Genomic DNA, 16,560 nt, shown 5'->3' with positions numbered 1-16,560 from the left:
CAAAGATAGCGCCGCAGTTGTCGGCAGCCGTGGTGCTGGACTAGGCTGGTAAAACTCACTGAAGTGGATCGCGCATGAGCAATAACCGCAAGAACGTCCGCACCCCCCTTAAGGTTCGCCTGCGCATTGATCACCCGGTGCACGGTGAGTTGATGGTCACCACGCGGGATATTTCCGAGTGTGGCGTTTATGTGCTGATGGATCACGCGCCCGAGAAGTTGCTGATGGGGGAATTGGTGCAGGGGCAGGTGCAAGGCCTGCCGATGGAAGCACCGATTCTGACGCTGGAAGTGGTGCGTGTTGAACCGCTGGGTGTTGGCCTGCGCTTTGTGCCCGGCGAGCAAAGCGACGACTAGCGCGCGGGCTTGTCCAGCCGTTTGAGAAACACGCTGATTTCTTTACTGGCTTGCTTATCACCCTTGCCTTCAGCCACCGCCAAGCCTTGTGTCCAGGCCGTGCGCGCGTCGTCATTCGACCCTTGTTTGTGCAGGGCCTGGCCGAGCAGCTTCCAGGCAGCGGAGTACTGCGGGTCAAACTGAACACAGCGCTGAAAGTGCTCAGCAGCGCGCGCCACGTCGCCTGCATCCAGATAACCCTTGCCCAAGCCAAAGCGCAGCAGGGCATTGTCCATGCCTTTAGCCAGCATCTTTTCCAGCGCTTCGGTGCTCATGCAGTCTCCTTGCTCGGGGCAAGCCCCCGGGCTGCGGTTAGGTGCTGAAGGCAGCAGTCGGTTGGCGTTGAACGCAGCGAAGCCCAACAGGCAAGTTGGGTTCCGCTATTGGGGCGCAGCAATGAAGGCTAAAAGAACGTCAGGCCAACCTGGAACAGCCGCTCAGCATCGCGGATGTATTTCTTGTCGACCAGGAACAGGATCACATGGTCGCCGGTCTCGATCACAGTATTGTCGTGAGCGATCAGCACTTCATCGTTGCGGATGATCGCGCCGATGGTGGTGCCCGGTGGCAGAGCGATGTCTTCGATGGCGCGGCCGACCACCTTGCTCGATTTGGCATCACCGTGGGCAATAGCCTCAATGGCCTCGGCGGCACCTCGACGCAGGCTGTGCACGCTTTCGATATCGCCACGGCGCACGTGGGTTAGCAGGGTGCCGATGGTGGCTAGCTGCGGGCTGATGGCAATGTCGATCTCGCCACCCTGCACCAAATCGACGTAAGCCGGGTTGTTGATGATGGTCATCACCTTGCGTGCACCCAGGCGCTTGGCCAGCAAGGAGGACATGATGTTGGCTTCGTCGTCGTTGGTCAGGGCCAGGAAGATGTCGGCGTCGCTGATATTTTCTTCCACCAGCAGGTCGCGATCAGAGGCGCTGCCCTGTAGCACGATGGTGCTGTCGAGGGTTTCCGAGAGGTAGCGGCAACGCGCCGGGTTCATCTCAATGATCTTCACTTGGTAACGGCTTTCGATGGCTTCAGCCAGGCGCTCACCGATATGCCCGCCGCCGGCGATCACCACCTTTTTGTAGCTGTCTTCCATGCGGCGCATTTCGCTCATCACCGCGCGGATATGCGCCTTGGCGGCGATAAAGAACACTTCGTCATCGGCTTCGATCACCGTATCGCCCTGCGGCATGATCGCCCGATTGCGGCGGAAGATCGCCGCCACGCGGGTATCGACATTGGGCATGTGCTCACGCAGTTGCCGCAGTTGCTGGCCGACCAGTGGGCCGCCGTAATAAGCCTTTACCGCCACCAATTGAGCCTTGCCCTCGGCAAAGTCGATGACTTGCAGGGCGCCGGGGTATTCGATCAGACGTTTGATGTAGTTGGTCACCACCTGCTCGGGACTGATCAACACATCGACCGGGATCGATTCGTTGTTAAACAAGCCGCTGCGCGTCAGATAAGCGGCCTCGCGTACGCGGGCAATCTTGGTCGGCGTATGAAACAGGCTGTAGGCGACCTGGCAGGCGATCATGTTGACTTCGTCGCTGTTGGTCACCGCCACCAGCATGTCGGCGTCGTCGGCACCGGCCTGGCGTAACACCGTGGGGAATGAGCCGCGTCCTTGTACGGTGCGGATATCCAGCCGGTCACTGAGGGCGCGTAAACGCTCACCGTCGGTGTCGACCACGGTGATGTCGTTGGCTTCGCTGGCCAGGTGTTCCGCCAAGGTGCCGCCAACCTGGCCAGCGCCGAGAATGATGATCTTCATGCAGTACGTCCTCAGCCGCGCGGGGCAGCGGCGATTTTCATCAGCTTGGCATAGTAGAAGCCATCGTGGCCGTCTACTTGCGGGAAGAGTTGGCGACCATGGGCTGGCTTGATGCCGAACGCGCCCGCTATATCCAGCTCACGGGCCCCCGGCGTGCGGGCCAGGAAGGCGGCAATGTTGTCGCTGTTTTCTGCGGGCATCACCGAGCAGGTGGCATAGAGCAGAATGCCGCCGACTTCCAGGGTCTGCCACAGGCTGTCCAACAGTTCGCCCTGCAGCTTGGCCAGCGCGGGGATGTCATCGGGCTGGCGAGTCAGTTTGATATCCGGGTGACGGCGAATCACCCCGGTGGCCGAGCAGGGGGCGTCGAGCAGGATGCGCTGGAATGGTTTGCCGTCCCACCAGGCGGCCAGGTCGCGACCATCGGCGGCGATTAGCTCGGCAGTAAGGCCCAAGCGCTTGAGATTCTCGCGCACCCGTACCAGACGTTTTTCTTCCAGATCCACCGCCACTACGCCCGCCAAACCCGGTTCGGCTTCCAGCAGGTGACAGGTTTTGCCGCCCGGCGCAGCGCAGGCATCGAGCACCCGTTGGCCGGGGGCAAGGTCGAGCAATTCAGCGGCCAGTTGCGCGGCTTCATCCTGCACGCTGACACGGCCTTCAGCGAAGCCCGGCAGGGTGGTGACATCGCACGCCTGCAGCAGGCGGATACCGTCGTGACTAAAAGTGCAGGGTTCGGCTTCAAAACCAACGCGGCGCAGTTCAGCTAAATAGTCATCACGGCTGCCTAGGCGACGATTAACCCGCAGAATCAATGGCGGGTGGGCGTTGTTGGCCGCGCAGATGGCCTCCCACTGCTCTGGCCATTCGGCCTTCAGGCGTTTTTGCAGCCAGCGCGGGTGGGCGGTGTGCAGCACCGGGTCACGCTCGAGGCTGGCAATAATGCTCTCGCCGTCGCGCTGGGCGTTGCGCAGCACGGCATTGAGCAGGCCTTTGAGTGAGGGCTTTTTCAGCTTGTCGACGCAGGCGACTGTTTCGCCGATGGCGGCGTGCGCCGGAATGCGCGTGTAGAACAGCTGATACAGGCCAATCAGTAGCAACGCCTCGACATCGCGGTCGGCGGCTTTGAACGGTTTTTGCAGCAGCTTGTCGGCAATCAAGGCCAAACGTGGCTGCCAGCGCGCAGTGCCAAAGGCTAGGTCTTGAGCCAGACCACGATCGCGCTGCTCAACCTTGTCCAGCAACGGCGGCAGGCTGCTGCCCAGCGAGGCTTTGCCGTTCAGCACCACGGCCAGGGCGCGGGCGGCGGCGAGACGCGGGTTCATTGGCAGGCCCTCATCACAACAGCACCAGGCCGGGGGCGAACTGCTCGCGGCGGCTGTTGTACAGGTCACTGAAATTCAGCGCCTTGCCGCCGGGCAACTGCAGGCGGGTCAGACGCAGTGCACCGTCACCACAGGCCACGGTCAGGCCGGATTTATCCGCAGCCAGAATGAGCCCCGGCGCACCCTGCCCGTCACCCAATGCGGCGGCATGCACTTTAATAGCGTCACCATTTAGCGTGCTGTGGCACATCGGCCATGGATGAAAGGCCCGCACCAGGCGCTCCAACTCAATGGCCGGACGGCTCCAATCCAGGCGTGCTTCATCTTTGTTTAGCTTGTGTGCGTAGGTGGCCAGGCTGTCGTCCTGAACTTCGCCCTTGAGCGTGCCGTCAGCCAGACCGCTAATCGCCTCGATTACCGCCTGCGGGCCGAGTGTCGCCAGCCGATCATGCAGGCTGCCGCCGGTGTCGTCGGCGCTAATGGCGGTGCTGACTTTCAGCAGCATCGGGCCCGTGTCCAGGCCGGCTTCCATCTGCATCACGGTAACGCCGGACTCAGCATCGCCTGCTTCCACCGCGCGCTGAATCGGCGCGGCACCGCGCCAGCGTGGTAACAAGGACGCGTGACTGTTAATGCAGCCCAGGCGCGGAATATCCAGAACCACTTGCGGCAGAATCAGGCCGTACGCGACTACCACCATCAAATCCGGTTTGAGGGCGGCCAGTTCAGCCTGTGCGGCCGGGTCACGCAGGGTTTGTGGCTGCAATACCGGGATTTCATGTTGCATGGCCAACAGCTTGACCGGGCTGGGCGTGAGCTTTTGTCCGCGCCCAGCTGGACGGTCTGGTTGGCTGTACACGGCCACAATCTGGTGTGAGCTGCCAAGCAGCGCTTTGAGGTGTTCGGCGGCGAATTCCGGGGTGCCGGCAAAGACAATACGCAAAGGCTCAGACATGGGTTCTCGCTGAAGTAAGGGCGTGCGGCCGGGTCATAAATAAAGTGCCGAGAAAAGAAAAGGCTTGCCGCAGCAAGCCTCTGTATTCGGTTTGGCTCAAGCCTGCTGGCGGTGCTGCTTTTCCAGCTTTTTCTTGATCCGGTCGCGCTTGAGATTGGACAGGTAGTCGACAAACAGTTTGCCGTTGAGGTGATCGCATTCGTGCTGAATGCACACCGCCAGCAACCCTTCAGCGATCAGTTCGTAGGGCTGACCATCTCGGTCCAACGCTTTGATCTTGACCTTTTGCGGGCGGTCGACGTTTTCGTAGAAGCCCGGCACCGAGAGGCAACCTTCCTGATACTGATCCATTTCGTCAGTCAGTGGCTCGAACTCGGGGTTGATAAACACCCGTGGCTCGGATTTGTCTTCGGACAGATCCATCACCACCAAGCGTTTATGCACGTTGACCTGGGTCGCCGCGAGGCCGATACCCGGCGCGTCGTACATGGTTTCAAACATGTCATCGATCAGCTGACGCAAGGCGTCATCGACTACGTCCACCGGCTTGGCGATGGTGCGCAGGCGCGGATCGGGAAATTCAAGGATATTCAGGATCGCCATATGCGTTTGTGATGCACTTGTGGAATAAAGTCAAAATCCGCTGCTAAGATGATGAGCAGCATTGAAAAACGGCTTCACGCCGCAGCACGACTGGGTTTCGTCGCGGCGCTAGGGCGCTCCACGTGAAGGCACATAATAAAGGGATTCACCGCATGAGGAAATCACTACTCGCCTTGCTGCTGCTTGCCGCAGGCGGCCTGGCCCATGCCGACGTGCAACTCAAGGACGGTCACCCAGACCGTTACACCGTGGCCAGGGGCGATACCCTCTGGGATATCTCCGGCAAGTTTCTCAGCCAACCGTGGAAATGGCCGGAAATCTGGCACGCCAACCCACAGGTGGAAAATCCTCATCTGATTTACCCTGGTGACCAGCTTAGCCTGGTTTACATCGACGGCCAGCCGCGTCTGATGCTTAACCGTGGCGAGTCGCGCGGCACTATCAAGCTGTCGCCACAGGTGCGCAGCACGCCGATGGCTGAGGCGATTCCGGCCATTCCGCTGGAGGCCATAAATAGCTTCCTGCTGGTGAACCGCATTGTCGATACCCCCGAGCAGTTCCAGAAAGCCCCGTATATCGTGGCTGGTAATGCCGAGCGTGTAGTCAGCGGTGCAGGCGATCGTGTCTACGCTCGCGGTGCATTTAATGAAGCTGCGCCGGCTTACGGCATCTTCCGTCAGGGTAAAACCTACCTAGACCCGGAAACCAAAGAGTTTCTCGGGATCAACGCCGACGACATCGGCTCGGGTGAGATCGTCGCCGTTGAGGGCGATGTCGGCACCATGATGCTGACGCGTTCGACCCAGGAAGTCCGTTTGGCTGACCGCCTGTTCGCCACTGAAGAGCGCCCCATCAACTCGACCTTTATGCCCAGTGAGCCGGAGCAAGAGGTCAAGGGTGTGATTTTGGATGTGCCGCGCGGCGTCACGCAGATTGGCCAGTTCGATGTGGTCACCATCAACAAAGGTGCTCGTGATGGTTTGAAGGAAGGCAATGTACTGGCCATCTACAAAACTGGTGAAACCGTGCGTGACCGCGTCACGGGTGAATCGGTGAAGATTCCGGACGAGCGCGCAGGCCTGCTGATGGTCTTCCGCACCTACGACAAGCTCAGTTATGGGCTGGTGCTGGGGGCGTCACGCTCACTGGCGATCATGGATAAAGTGCGTAACCCGTAACACCACAAGCCCCGCCGTTGCGGGGCTTTTTTTGGCATGGCATTTCTGCCCATTAGCTTGCGGGTCGCTGTGCCGCATGCGTTAACCCCGCCGCCCATGCGGTGCAACCGATCAAGGATGATTCGGATGGCGCAATCCCCTGCTTTTTCCCCTGCCGTGTCTCCCGCTGAGTTGGAAGCGCGCCTGCGCTTGCACAGCCTGCCGGAGTTAGGCCCCAAACGCTTTCGTAAACTGCTCAGCGCCTTTGACACTGCCTGCGCGGCCCTCAGTGCACCCGCCAGCGCATGGCGTTCTCTGGGTTTGCCAGCCGTGTGCAGTGACGCCCGGCGCAGCGCCGAGGTCCGCGACAGTGCTGCGCGCAGCCTGGCTTGGCTGGACGAAGAAAACCATCACCTGCTGATGTGGGACGAGTCGATCTATCCCGGCTTGTTGGCTGAATTGAATGACGCCCCGCCGTTGCTGTTTATCGAGGGCGATCCACGTTTGCTGGAGCAGCCGCAATTGGCCATGGTCGGCAGCCGCCGCGCGTCGCGTCCGGGGTTGGACACCGCGCAACGGTTTGCCCACAGCCTGGCGGGCGGCGGATTTGTGATCACCAGCGGGTTGGCGTTGGGCATTGATGGTGCGGCTCATCAGGGCGCACTGGATGCCAAGGGTAAAACCGTGGCCGTGCTGGGCACCGGTTTACAGTGCATTTATCCGGCGCGGCATAAAGCGTTGGCGGCGGCAATTGCTCAGCAAGGGGGCGCGCTGGTGTCCGAGCTGCCACTGGCATGTCCGCCTCAGGCGGGTAACTTTCCTCGGCGCAACCGCATTATCAGCGGTCTGTCGCTGGGCGTGCTGGTGGTGGAGGCCAGCCCGTCCAGCGGTTCGCTGATCACCGCGCGGCTTGCGGCAGAACAGGGCCGCGAGGTGTATGCGATACCCGGTTCCATTCACCATCCCGGTGCGCGCGGCTGCCATCAGCTGATCCGTGAAGGGGCCACGCTGGTGGAAACGGTCGAGGACGTGCTGCAAGCCTTGCGTGGCTGGCAGGTGCAGGCGCCCGCCGCGATGACGCTGCAACCCGAGTTGTTTAGCCATCCACTGCTGGCGCTGTTACACGCTGCGCCGCACAGCAGTGAAGCCTTGGTCGCGGCCAGTGGCTGGACGTTGGCGCAGGTGTTGGCAGCGCTCACCGAGCTGGAGTTGGACGGGCGCGTAGTTTGTGAAGGCGGTCATTGGGTGGGCCGCGTGCCTTAGCTTGGATACACTGCCAGACAGGCGCTAACGGAGGGCAGGTCATGGTCAGCAACTGGCAACTGCAACAGGCCGCGCAAGTGGTTCGCTATGGCGGGGTGATTGCCTATCCGACCGAAGCGGTATGGGGCTTAGGCTGTGACCCTTGGAACGATGAGGCGGTTGAGCGTGTGTTGGCGCTGAAGGACAGGCCCGCGCACAAGGGCTTGATTCTGGTGGCCGCCGACATCGATCAGTTCGACTTTCTGCTGGAGGACTTGCCGGAGATTTGGCTCGCACGCCTGTCCGGCAGTTGGCCTGGGCCGCATACCTGGCTGGTACCGCATCAGAATCGTCTGCCGGAATGGATCAGTGGCGAGCACAGCAGCGTGGCCTTGCGCGTCAGTGCGCATCCTGTCGTGAGAGCCTTGTGTCGCCTGACAGGGCCGCTGGTTTCAACCTCCGCCAACCCGGCTGGCCGACCACCTGCGCGCAGCCGTTTGCGCCTTCAGCAGTACTTCCCCGGCCAGTTGGATCAGATCGTCGGTGGCTCCGTGGGCGGGCGCAAGAACCCCAGTTTGATCCGTGACCTGATCAGCGGTGATGTGGTCAGGGCGTCCTGACGCTATTGACCGGCATCCACCCCGTGGCAGGCAACCGACTCTGCGTAGGTTGGTGTTGAGCGCAGCGAAGTCCAACAGCGGTGGCGCAGGCGTTTAGCTGCGCCACTGCACGATTCAAATGGCCTAGTCGCGGCTAAAGCCCCTCCCACCGATTGCGGCAGCACACACAAATCGACCGGCAACCCTTTGTGGGAGGCGCTTTAGCGGCGACGCGAAGCCCAGCCTGCGTTTTCTTACGGCAGCAAAATGGTCGAACCAGTGGTTTGTCGCGCGCTCAATGCAGTTTGTGCGGCGGCGGCATCCTTGAGGGCAAAGCGCTGGCTGATGTCGACCTGCAACTGGCCGCTGGTGATCATGGCGAACAGTTCATCGGCCATCCACTGCAAGCGCTGTGGCGTATCGGCATAACCGGCCAGCGTTGGGCGGGTGACAAAGAGCGAGCCCTTCTGCGCCAGAATCCCTAAGTTGACGCCCGTAACCGCACCCGAGGCATTGCCGAAGCTGACCAGCAAGCCGCGCGGGGCGACGCAGTCCAGCGAGGTTTCCCAGGTGTCCTTGCCGACGCCGTCGTACACCACCGGGCACTTGGCGCCATCGGTCAGTTCCAGCACGCGCTGGGCGACGTTCTCATGGCTGTAATCGATGGTCGCCCAGGCACCCTGCTCTTTGGCCCGCGCGGCTTTTTCCGCCGAGCTGACGGTGCCGATCAGCTTGACCCCAAGCGCTTTGGCCCACTGACAGGCCAGCGAGCCTACCCCACCGGCGGCGGCGTGAAACAAAACGGTTTCGCCGCCCTTTAGCGGAAAGGTCTGGCGCAGCAGGTAGTGCACCGTCAGGCCTTTGAGCATTACCGCGGCGGCCTGCTCGAAGCTGGTCGCGTCCGGCAGTTTGACCAACTTGTCGGCGGGCAGTACGTGCAGATCGCTGTAAGCGCCCAGCGGGCCGGTGGCATAGGCCACGCGGTCACCGACCTGCAGATGGCTGACACCCGCGCCGACCGCCTCAACAATGCCCGCGCCTTCGGTGCCCAAACCGGATGGCAGCGCAGGTGGCGGGTACAGGCCACTGCGGAAATAGGTGTCGATAAAATTCAGGCCGATCGCCTGATTCTGCACCCGCACTTCATTAGGGCCTGGGGCGATGGGGTTGTAATCGGTGTATTCGAGAACGTCGGGTCCGCCGTGATGGCTGAACTGGATACGCATGGCCATTATCAGAGTCTTCCGCGATTGAGTGTCTGGATGATGCCCGCATGGGCACAAAGGTGCCGTTATCCAATCGTCTGCATTGACTGCCGTCAACTGCGGCCGTGGGGTGCCAGGTGTTATGCTGGCCGCCCATTTTTCCCCGCGGCCTTGTGCCGCCTGGCCTTACCCGCTTTTTAAGGTGCCGCCGTGAGTGACCGTACTGAGGCCGTCAAAGCCTATCTGCTGGATCTGCAAGACCGAATCTGCAACGCCCTGCAAGCCGAAGACGGCGGTGCTGAGTTCTTCGAGGAGGCCTGGCAGCGGCCGGGTGGCGGCGGCGGTCGTACGCGGGTGATGGAGAATGGCGCGCTGATCGAAAAGGGCGGAGTCAACTTCTCCCATGTGTTCGGCGACAGCCTGCCGCCCTCGGCCAGCGCCCACCGTCCGGAGTTGGCCGGGCGTGGTTTTGAAGCGCTGGGCGTATCCCTGGTGATCCACCCGGAAAACCCCTACGTACCGACTTCTCACGCCAACGTGCGCTTTTTCAGCGCGGAAAAAGAGGGCCATGAGCCGGTCTGGTGGTTCGGCGGTGGCTTCGACCTCACGCCCTATTACGCCAACGAAGAAGACTGCGTGTTCTGGCACCAAGTGGCGCATGACGCCTGCGCGCCGTTCGGTGCTGAGGTCTACCCGAAGTTTAAAGCCTGGTGTGACCGCTACTTCCACCTCAAGCACCGTGGCGAGCCGCGCGGCATTGGCGGCTTGTTTTTCGATGACCTCAATGAATGGGACTTCGACACCAGCTTCGCCTTCATGCGCGCCATTGGTGATGCCTATATCCAGGCCTACCTGCCCATCGTGCAGCGCCGCAAGCTGACGCCGTATGGCGAGCGCGAGCGCGAATTCCAGGCCTTCCGCCGGGGTCGTTACGTCGAGTTCAACCTGGTGTTCGACCGTGGCACGCTGTTCGGCCTGCAATCGGGCGGGCGCACCGAGTCGATCCTGATGTCGCTGCCGCCGCACGTGCGTTGGGGCTACGACTGGAAGCCCGAGCCGGGCAGCGAAGAGGCGCGGTTGACCGAATATTTCCTTACTGACCGCGATTGGCTCGCAAATTTGCCTTGATCGCTGCTGCGCGAGGCCACGCTGCGTTGATAGCAGGCTCGGAATGCTCATTTACAGCTCGTAAACTCCGCTTCCTCGCCTGCTCTCGCCTTGCTTGACCGTCGCTCGCGACGCGCTGAAGGCAAATTTTGAAAGCGTAGCCCTGATGAAATCCGGGGTGAGTTCCAGCGACCGCTCCCGGATTTCATCCGGGCTACATCGGTTTTGGACGCTCGGCTTAGGCAGTGACTCTGTAATTAGAAAGGATCTTTCATGGACCGCTACGGCGTATTCGGCAACCCCATTGGCCACAGCAAATCACCGCTGATTCACCGCCTGTTCGCCCAGCAAACCGGCGAGCAACTGAGCTATGAAGCCCTGCTCGTGCCGCTGGATGACTTCCCCGGATATGCCCGCGCGTTCTTTGCCAACGGGCTGGGGGCCAACGTCACCGTGCCGTTCAAAGAGCAGGCGTTCGCGCTGGCCGACAGCCTGACCGATCGCGCCCGTCGTGCGGGTGCGGTGAACACCCTGAAGAAGCTGGCCGACGGCAGCCTGCTCGGTGACAACACCGACGGCGCGGGTCTGGTACGTGATTTGACGGTGAATGCCAGCGTGACCCTCAAGGGCCAACGCATCCTTTTACTCGGTGCGGGCGGTGCGGTGCGCGGGGTGCTGGAGCCGCTGCTGGCCGAGCAACCGGCGGCGTTGGTGATCGCCAACCGCACGGTGGAAAAAGCCGAGAAACTGGCCAGTGAATTTGCCGATCTGGGCCCGGTGGTCGCCAGCGGGTATGACTGGATCGATGCCCCGGTGGACCTGATCATCAATGGCACCTCGGCCAGCCTGGCCGGAGAACTGCCGCCAATTGCGCCAAGCTTGATCCAGCCCGGCCATACCCTGTGCTACGACATGATGTACGGCAAGGAACCGACCGCCTTCAATCGCTGGGCCGCCGAGCACGGCGCGGCGCGCACTCTGGATGGCCTGGGCATGCTGGTCGAGCAGGCCGCTGAAGCCTTTGCCCTGTGGCGCGATGTGCGGCCGGGCAGCGCGCCGGTGCTGGCCGAGTTGCGTCGCTTGCTGGCCGAGGGCTAAACACCGATGCCCTTGCCTGCAGACGAACTGGCGCAGATCAGCGCACTCACCCTGCGTCATTATCAGGACTGCGCCGAAGACTTCCGCGACGGCACGCGCGAGCATGATGTCAGCCAAAACATCGCCGCCCTGCTCAGCCATATTCAGGCGACTGCACCCTTGCAGATTCTCGATTTTGGCTGCGGCCCCGGACGCGATCTGCGCACCTTCAGCGCCATGGGCCATACCGCCGTAGGTCTCGACGGTTGCCCGCGTTTCGTCGAAATGGCCCGCGCCGACAGCGGCTGCGAAGCCTGGCAGCAGAACTTCCTGGCCCTTGATCTACCGCCTGAGCGCTTTGATGGCGTGTTTGCCAACGCCTCGCTGTTTCATATCCCCAGCCAGGAACTGCCGAGGGTGCTGCAGCAACTCTGGGCCACGCTCAAACCCGGCGGCGTGCTGTTTAGCTCCAACCCGCGCGGTGAGAATCAGGAAGGCTGGAATGGCGAGCGCTACGGCGCTTATTACGACCTGACCAACTGGCGCCGGCTGCTCAACGCCGCCGGCTTCAGTGAGTTGGAGCATTACTACCGCCCGGCCGGCTTACCCCGCGAGCAGCAGCCGTGGCTGGCCAGCGTGTGGCGTAAGCCCTAAGGTTCCCGAGCCCGAGCATGCAGCCGTAGAGGCTGCCTATTGAGTGCGCCTGGCCCAGAACTGTTCAGCAAGCTGGCTCAGGTTGGCACTCAGTCCGGCGACCTGACGGGCAGCCGCCTGGCTTTGCAGGCCCGCTACCACATTAAGTTCCGAGGCTTCGCGGATACGCGTGAGGTTACGGTTGATCTCCTCGCTAACGGCGCTTTGTTGCTCAACGGCGGCCGCAATCTGCACGCTGGTGTCGGTGATTTCATTGACGCGTTGCCCAATGTCTTGCAGTGCCTGCGCGGCCTCACTGGCCTGAATCACGCTCTGGCGTGCCTGCATGCTGCTGTTCTGCATGACCGTCACGGCTTCGCGTGCGCCATTCTGCAGGGTGGTGATCATGCGCTGTATTTCGCTGGTGGACTGTTGCGTGCGCGAGGCCAGGCCACGCACCTCGTCAGCGACCACCGCAAAGCCCCTGCCCTGTTCCCCGGCCCGCGCCGCTTCGATAGCCGCATTGAGGGCGAGCAGATTGGTCTGCTCGGCGATGCCGCGAATCACCTCCAGTACGCTGGAGATGTCGTTGCTGTGTTGTTCCAGTTGTTGAATCACGCCTGAGGCCTGTTCAACTTCCCCGGCCAATCGGCTGATGGTGCTGCTGGTATGGCTGACCAATTGCTGCCCCTGACAGGTTTCGCTGTCCGCACGGTTGGCTGCCGTGGCGCTGTTTTGGGCATTACTCGCGACCTCTTGAACACTGGCGGCCATTTGGTTGACGGCGGTGGCCACCTGTTCGGTTTCACTCTGTTGTTGCTGGTTACTGCGCTGGCTGCTTTGCAGTTGTTCGGCCAGTTCAGTGGTATGAAGGCCCAATTGCTGCGCGGCATCACTGATGCGTCCGACCACCGCGCCCGCATCGGCTTCGAGCATGCGCATGGCCAGTTCGATCTGGCCAAATTCATCGCGTCTGCCGCAATACAGGGTCTGGCTCAGAGGGTTGTCGCCAATCTGGCGGGCCCGATTCGCCAAACGTTGCAAGGGGAGTAGGTGTCGGCTCAACAGCAGGCTGCTGATGCCAACGCCCAGCAGCGCAGCGAGCAATATGGCGCTTGGGGTCAAGCCCAGGACGGTGGTGGCCACACTCAGGGCAGCGCACCAGGTAAGACTGAGCCACAGCAGTAGCTTCAACTGCACCGTCAGTCGTGGTGGTTTTAATGTGTGTAAATCGCGTCCGGCGTTTAGGTTGGCATAAAGGCGTTCTGCATCGTTAATTTGTTCGGCACTGGCTTGTGTGCGCACCGACTGATACTCCACCACCTGCCCGTTGCGCTGAACGGGGATGACGTAGGCACTCACCCAATAGTGGTCACCGTTTTTGCAGCGGTTTTTGACCAGGCCCATCCAGCTTTTACCGGCTTTAAGGGTTTTCCACATGTGCCCGAATGCGGCTGTTGGCATGTCGGGGTGGCGCACGATGTTGTGATTCTTGCCCAGTAACTCGGCGGTACTAAAGCCACTGATCTCGACAAAATCTGGGTTGACGTAGCTAACCGCACCTTTGAGATCGGTGGTGCTGAGGATGTTGGCGTTACGATCGACTGTGACGGCGCGTCCACTGACAGGGAGGTTAAGCTTCATTGTTGACTCCGCAGATGCTTATTGAGGGCAGTAGTTGTAGAGGTCTTGTGCAGGCAAACGGGTTGCTGCTGGAACAGCTGATCAAGCACGCTGACCGGCTGTGGGCAGCTGAGCAAATAGCCTTGGGCATAGCGGCAACCTTGTGCGCGCAGAAAGTCCAGATGACTGGCTTGCTCAACGCCCTCTGCAATCACTTCGAAGTTGAGCCCCTGGCCGAGCTTGATGATCGCGCGGCTGATGGTGCTCAACTCGCCCCCGTCCTCCACCCCGATGATGAAGCTCTTGTCGACCTTGAGAATGTGCAGCGGGAAGCGCGTCAGATAGCCCAGAGAGGAATAGCCGGTGCCAAAATCATCCAGTGCCAGACGTACCCCGAGGCTGGCCAGTTCGCGCAGGCAGGCAAGGGTTTGCGCACTGTCTTCCATGAGCTGACTTTCCGTAATTTCCAGTATCAGGCTGCTGGCCGGAAGACCGGTAAAGGCCAGTATCTGGGTTACCCGTTGCGCGAACTGGGCTTCGCACAGCTGTCGGCTGGAGAGGTTGACGGCGCAGCTCAATCCCGGCTGCAAAGCCTGCCAGCGCTTGCTCTGCAGGCAGGCTTGAAGTAATACCCAATCGCCAACGGCGATGATTTGTCGGGACTCTTCCAGTGCCGGAATAAACTCCTGAGGCGAAATCAGGCGACCGTTATGCCGCCAGCGCAGAAGGGCCTCGACGCCGGTCACATGTGCATGGCCGTCATCCAGGCAGCATACCGGCTGGTAATAAAGCTCGAATTCATCCTTTGCCAAGGCCAGCGCCAGCGCGCTTTCCAGTTGCAAGCGCTGTTCGGCGCGCACGTTGAGTTCGGCGCTGTAACGGGCGAAGCGGGCTTTACCGGCATCTTTGGCGCGGTACATCGCGAGGTCGGCGGCGCGCAATACGTCGCTGTCGATATGGGCTTCAGTCAGGTCGACGATACCGATACTGGCACTCACCGACAGTTGGCGTTCGGCCACCCAGAGTGGCTTTAAAACATCATCGAGCATGCGTTGAGCCACGTACTCGGCATCATCCACACAGGCTAAATCATCAAGCAGCACGACAAACTCGTCGCCACCAAAGCGGATCAAGTGATCGCCGGGACGTAGGCATTTGCCTAAACGCCGGGTCATTTCAATGAGTACCTGATCACCAACCGCATGACCGAGGCTGTCATTGATCAGCTTGAAACGGTCGAGATCAATAAACAGCAAAGCGGCACCACGAGCGCCTGGGCGTTGCTGACGCTGCTGAGCTTGTTCCAGCAACTCTTGTAGACGCAGGCGATTACCCAGGCCCGTCAGTGGGTCATGACGGGCCGTGTGCTTGAGGTGCTGTTCGGTGTTCTTTTGCCCGCTGATATCACTTTGTGAGCCGGCTAGGCGTTGTTCGCCGCGCTCATCCCGCGAGACCACACCGCGCACCAGTACCCACAGGTAATGCCCTTCTCGGTGGCGGATGCGGTACTGGTGATGCAGGGAGTCGCTTAGCCCATTGAGATGTTGCTGGATGGCATGGCGCAGGCCCGGCAAGTCTTCCGGATGCACGCGGGCGAACCAGCCTGCCTTGCCTTCGCCGAGTTGATCGCGGTCCAGGCCGAGCATGCTTGACCAGCGCTCCGAGAGGTATAAGTGGTCATGCTCAACGTGCCAGTCCCAGAGCCCATCGTTGGCACCGCGCAGGGCGCGCGCGTAACGTGCCTCGCTGTTTTCCAGCGCACGGCGCTGAGCACTGTTGTATGCATCGATGGTCAGTGTCATGTCAAAGAACACGGCTTTAAGCACGCTGGCATACAGCGCACTGGCCGGCTGTGTACCAAACAGGTTTTGCAACAGGCTGTCGAGGTACAACCGATAGCCGCCCAAGTACCATTTGAGTTCCAAGCCCACTTGGTCATGCACCAGGCCGACGCGAAGGCGATCGCGCACGTAGTCGAGATCGCGGGGGCCTTGCCACAGGCGCTCGTAATAACTGAGTTGGCTGTGCTTGAGTCGTGCCGTTACGGTGGCGTCCTGCAAGAGCGCTGCTGGGCCGCTGAATTGGCCGAGGTGCTGATACAGCCTGTCGACAAAGTGTTGGTGGGCTTCGCTGAAGTCCACGCGCGCTGCCTGCAGGCACCGGTCATCCGCCTGGCTCCAATCGAGGAAGTTCAAGCGGGTGGCTATTTCGGCTTGATCCAGGCCGCTATTGCGCAGTAACGCCTGCAGCTCGTAATCCATATGCATTGCGTGTCCCTGTTTATTACAGGCAATAAAAAAGCGTTAACCGCCTCCCCGCTGAATTCCAGCGAGGAGGCGGTTAACGCTTTGTCTTGCAGGCCCATTCGTCCTGCCCGGCATAGCCAGTTCTCACCCAACTTATGGTCTGTGGTGAAACCTCGAGAGTCTTCTACCTCAATTTCTTTTGTTCTACAACGCCTGCGCCAGCTCTTGCAGGCGTCGGCGCAGATCTGCGAGATCACGGGACTTAAAAGCGTGGCGAGTTTTCTCTAGGGTGTCGATGGCGTTCTCGAGGGCGAGACGTACTTGCAGTTCGTTGGGCAGCGGTTGCAGCCAGCGGCAAGCCGGGGCATGTTGGCAATCTCGAGCAGAGTGCAACAGCTGGCAGCTTATTCCAGCCTTACACAGTGCATCATGGGCGTTGTCAGCGGTCTGTGGATCGCTGCTGATCAGCTGCACACAAATTGGTAAGTCGAGCATGGTGGTTTTTAGTCACAGCATTAAGGGATGGTCTGAAGTAGTTGTGTATTTCTGGCTGACTTCAGCCCCTGCCGATTTTAAAAGCGGCAAATCGATCAAAAACGCTCAGATCACCCGCTTA

16 protein-coding genes are annotated in these 16,560 nt (G+C 60.8%); 7 read left to right on the top strand and 9 right to left on the bottom strand.

What is annotated here, in order from left to right:
* Window positions 1-74: 74 nt before the first annotated feature.
* The gene (locus tag AUK77_RS18280) at window positions 75-356 is read left to right on the top strand and encodes a PilZ domain-containing protein (RefSeq protein WP_296132679.1); all 282 of its coding nucleotides are present in this window, start codon (window positions 75-77) and stop codon (window positions 354-356) included.
* On the opposite strand, the gene AUK77_RS18275 is transcribed toward AUK77_RS18280, so the two are convergent.
* The 5 genes from AUK77_RS18275 to def all read right to left on the bottom strand — a co-directional run bounded on the left by AUK77_RS18275 (window position 353) and on the right by def (window position 5,055).
* Entirely contained in the window at window positions 353-670 is a 318-nt protein-coding gene (locus AUK77_RS18275; protein ID WP_296132677.1) for a tetratricopeptide repeat protein, read from the bottom strand. The genes AUK77_RS18280 and AUK77_RS18275 overlap by 4 nt on opposite strands.
* Window positions 671-798: 128 nt before the next feature.
* Entirely contained in the window at window positions 799-2,172 is a 1,374-nt protein-coding gene (trkA, locus tag AUK77_RS18270) for a Trk system potassium transporter TrkA (RefSeq protein ID WP_296132675.1), read from the bottom strand.
* Between the two features lie 11 nt (window positions 2,173-2,183).
* Complete coding sequence (gene rsmB / locus AUK77_RS18265) at window positions 2,184-3,497, bottom strand: 16S rRNA (cytosine(967)-C(5))-methyltransferase RsmB (RefSeq protein ID WP_296132673.1); 1,314 nt, start codon at window positions 3,495-3,497, stop codon at window positions 2,184-2,186.
* Between the two features lie 13 nt (window positions 3,498-3,510).
* Window positions 3,511-4,452, bottom strand: coding sequence for a methionyl-tRNA formyltransferase (fmt, locus tag AUK77_RS18260; RefSeq protein WP_296132670.1), 942 nt, complete (start codon window positions 4,450-4,452; stop codon window positions 3,511-3,513).
* A 96-nt stretch (window positions 4,453-4,548) separates the two neighbouring features.
* The gene (def, locus tag AUK77_RS18255; protein ID WP_090378757.1) at window positions 4,549-5,055 is read right to left on the bottom strand and encodes a peptide deformylase; all 507 of its coding nucleotides are present in this window, start codon (window positions 5,053-5,055) and stop codon (window positions 4,549-4,551) included.
* Between the two features lie 152 nt (window positions 5,056-5,207).
* Here def and AUK77_RS18250 point away from each other — a divergent pair, with 152 nt between their 5' ends.
* The 3 genes from AUK77_RS18250 (at window position 5,208) to AUK77_RS18240 (ending at window position 8,074) form a co-directional block, all read left to right on the top strand.
* Window positions 5,208-6,233, top strand: coding sequence for a LysM peptidoglycan-binding domain-containing protein (locus tag AUK77_RS18250; RefSeq protein WP_296132668.1), 1,026 nt, complete (start codon window positions 5,208-5,210; stop codon window positions 6,231-6,233).
* Between the two features lie 126 nt (window positions 6,234-6,359).
* A complete protein-coding gene (gene dprA / locus AUK77_RS18245) occupies window positions 6,360-7,475 on the top strand; it encodes a DNA-processing protein DprA (RefSeq protein ID WP_296132666.1) in 1,116 nt (371 codons plus the stop codon).
* A 41-nt stretch (window positions 7,476-7,516) separates the two neighbouring features.
* The gene (locus AUK77_RS18240) at window positions 7,517-8,074 is read left to right on the top strand and encodes an L-threonylcarbamoyladenylate synthase (protein ID WP_296132664.1); all 558 of its coding nucleotides are present in this window, start codon (window positions 7,517-7,519) and stop codon (window positions 8,072-8,074) included.
* 233 nt (window positions 8,075-8,307) lie between these two features.
* Here the strand turns inward: AUK77_RS18240 and AUK77_RS18235 are convergent, their stop codons facing one another.
* The gene (locus tag AUK77_RS18235) at window positions 8,308-9,285 is read right to left on the bottom strand and encodes an NADPH:quinone reductase (RefSeq protein ID WP_296132662.1); all 978 of its coding nucleotides are present in this window, start codon (window positions 9,283-9,285) and stop codon (window positions 8,308-8,310) included.
* 183 nt (window positions 9,286-9,468) lie between these two features.
* Here AUK77_RS18235 and hemF point away from each other — a divergent pair, with 183 nt between their 5' ends.
* The 3 genes from hemF (at window position 9,469) to AUK77_RS18220 (ending at window position 12,096) form a co-directional block, all read left to right on the top strand.
* Entirely contained in the window at window positions 9,469-10,386 is a 918-nt protein-coding gene (gene hemF, locus AUK77_RS18230; RefSeq protein ID WP_296132660.1) for an oxygen-dependent coproporphyrinogen oxidase, read from the top strand.
* Window positions 10,387-10,638: 252 nt separating this feature from the next.
* Window positions 10,639-11,463, top strand: coding sequence for a shikimate dehydrogenase (gene aroE, locus AUK77_RS18225; RefSeq protein ID WP_296132658.1), 825 nt, complete (start codon window positions 10,639-10,641; stop codon window positions 11,461-11,463).
* Window positions 11,464-11,469: 6 nt separating this feature from the next.
* On the top strand, window positions 11,470-12,096 hold the full coding sequence (locus AUK77_RS18220; RefSeq protein ID WP_296132656.1) for a class I SAM-dependent methyltransferase: 627 nt from the start codon (window positions 11,470-11,472) through the stop codon (window positions 12,094-12,096).
* Between the two features lie 36 nt (window positions 12,097-12,132).
* Here AUK77_RS18220 and AUK77_RS18215 read toward each other — a convergent pair whose 3' ends face one another.
* From AUK77_RS18215 to AUK77_RS18205, 3 genes are all read right to left on the bottom strand, one after another.
* A complete protein-coding gene (locus tag AUK77_RS18215; protein WP_296132654.1) occupies window positions 12,133-13,719 on the bottom strand; it encodes a PAS domain-containing methyl-accepting chemotaxis protein in 1,587 nt (528 codons plus the stop codon).
* Entirely contained in the window at window positions 13,716-15,965 is a 2,250-nt protein-coding gene (locus AUK77_RS18210) for an EAL domain-containing protein (RefSeq protein WP_296132653.1), read from the bottom strand. Before AUK77_RS18210 ends, AUK77_RS18215 begins: the two co-directional genes overlap by 4 nt.
* Window positions 15,966-16,148: 183 nt before the next feature.
* Window positions 16,149-16,439, bottom strand: coding sequence for a hypothetical protein (locus tag AUK77_RS18205; RefSeq protein ID WP_296132650.1), 291 nt, complete (start codon window positions 16,437-16,439; stop codon window positions 16,149-16,151).
* Window positions 16,440-16,560 lie beyond the last annotated feature (121 nt).

This window comes from Pseudomonas sp. Ga0074129, assembly GCA_001465025.1.
In the GTDB taxonomy this organism is placed as follows: domain Bacteria; phylum Pseudomonadota; class Gammaproteobacteria; order Pseudomonadales; family Pseudomonadaceae; genus Aquipseudomonas.
This window is presented reverse-complemented; position numbering and strand designations above follow the sequence as displayed.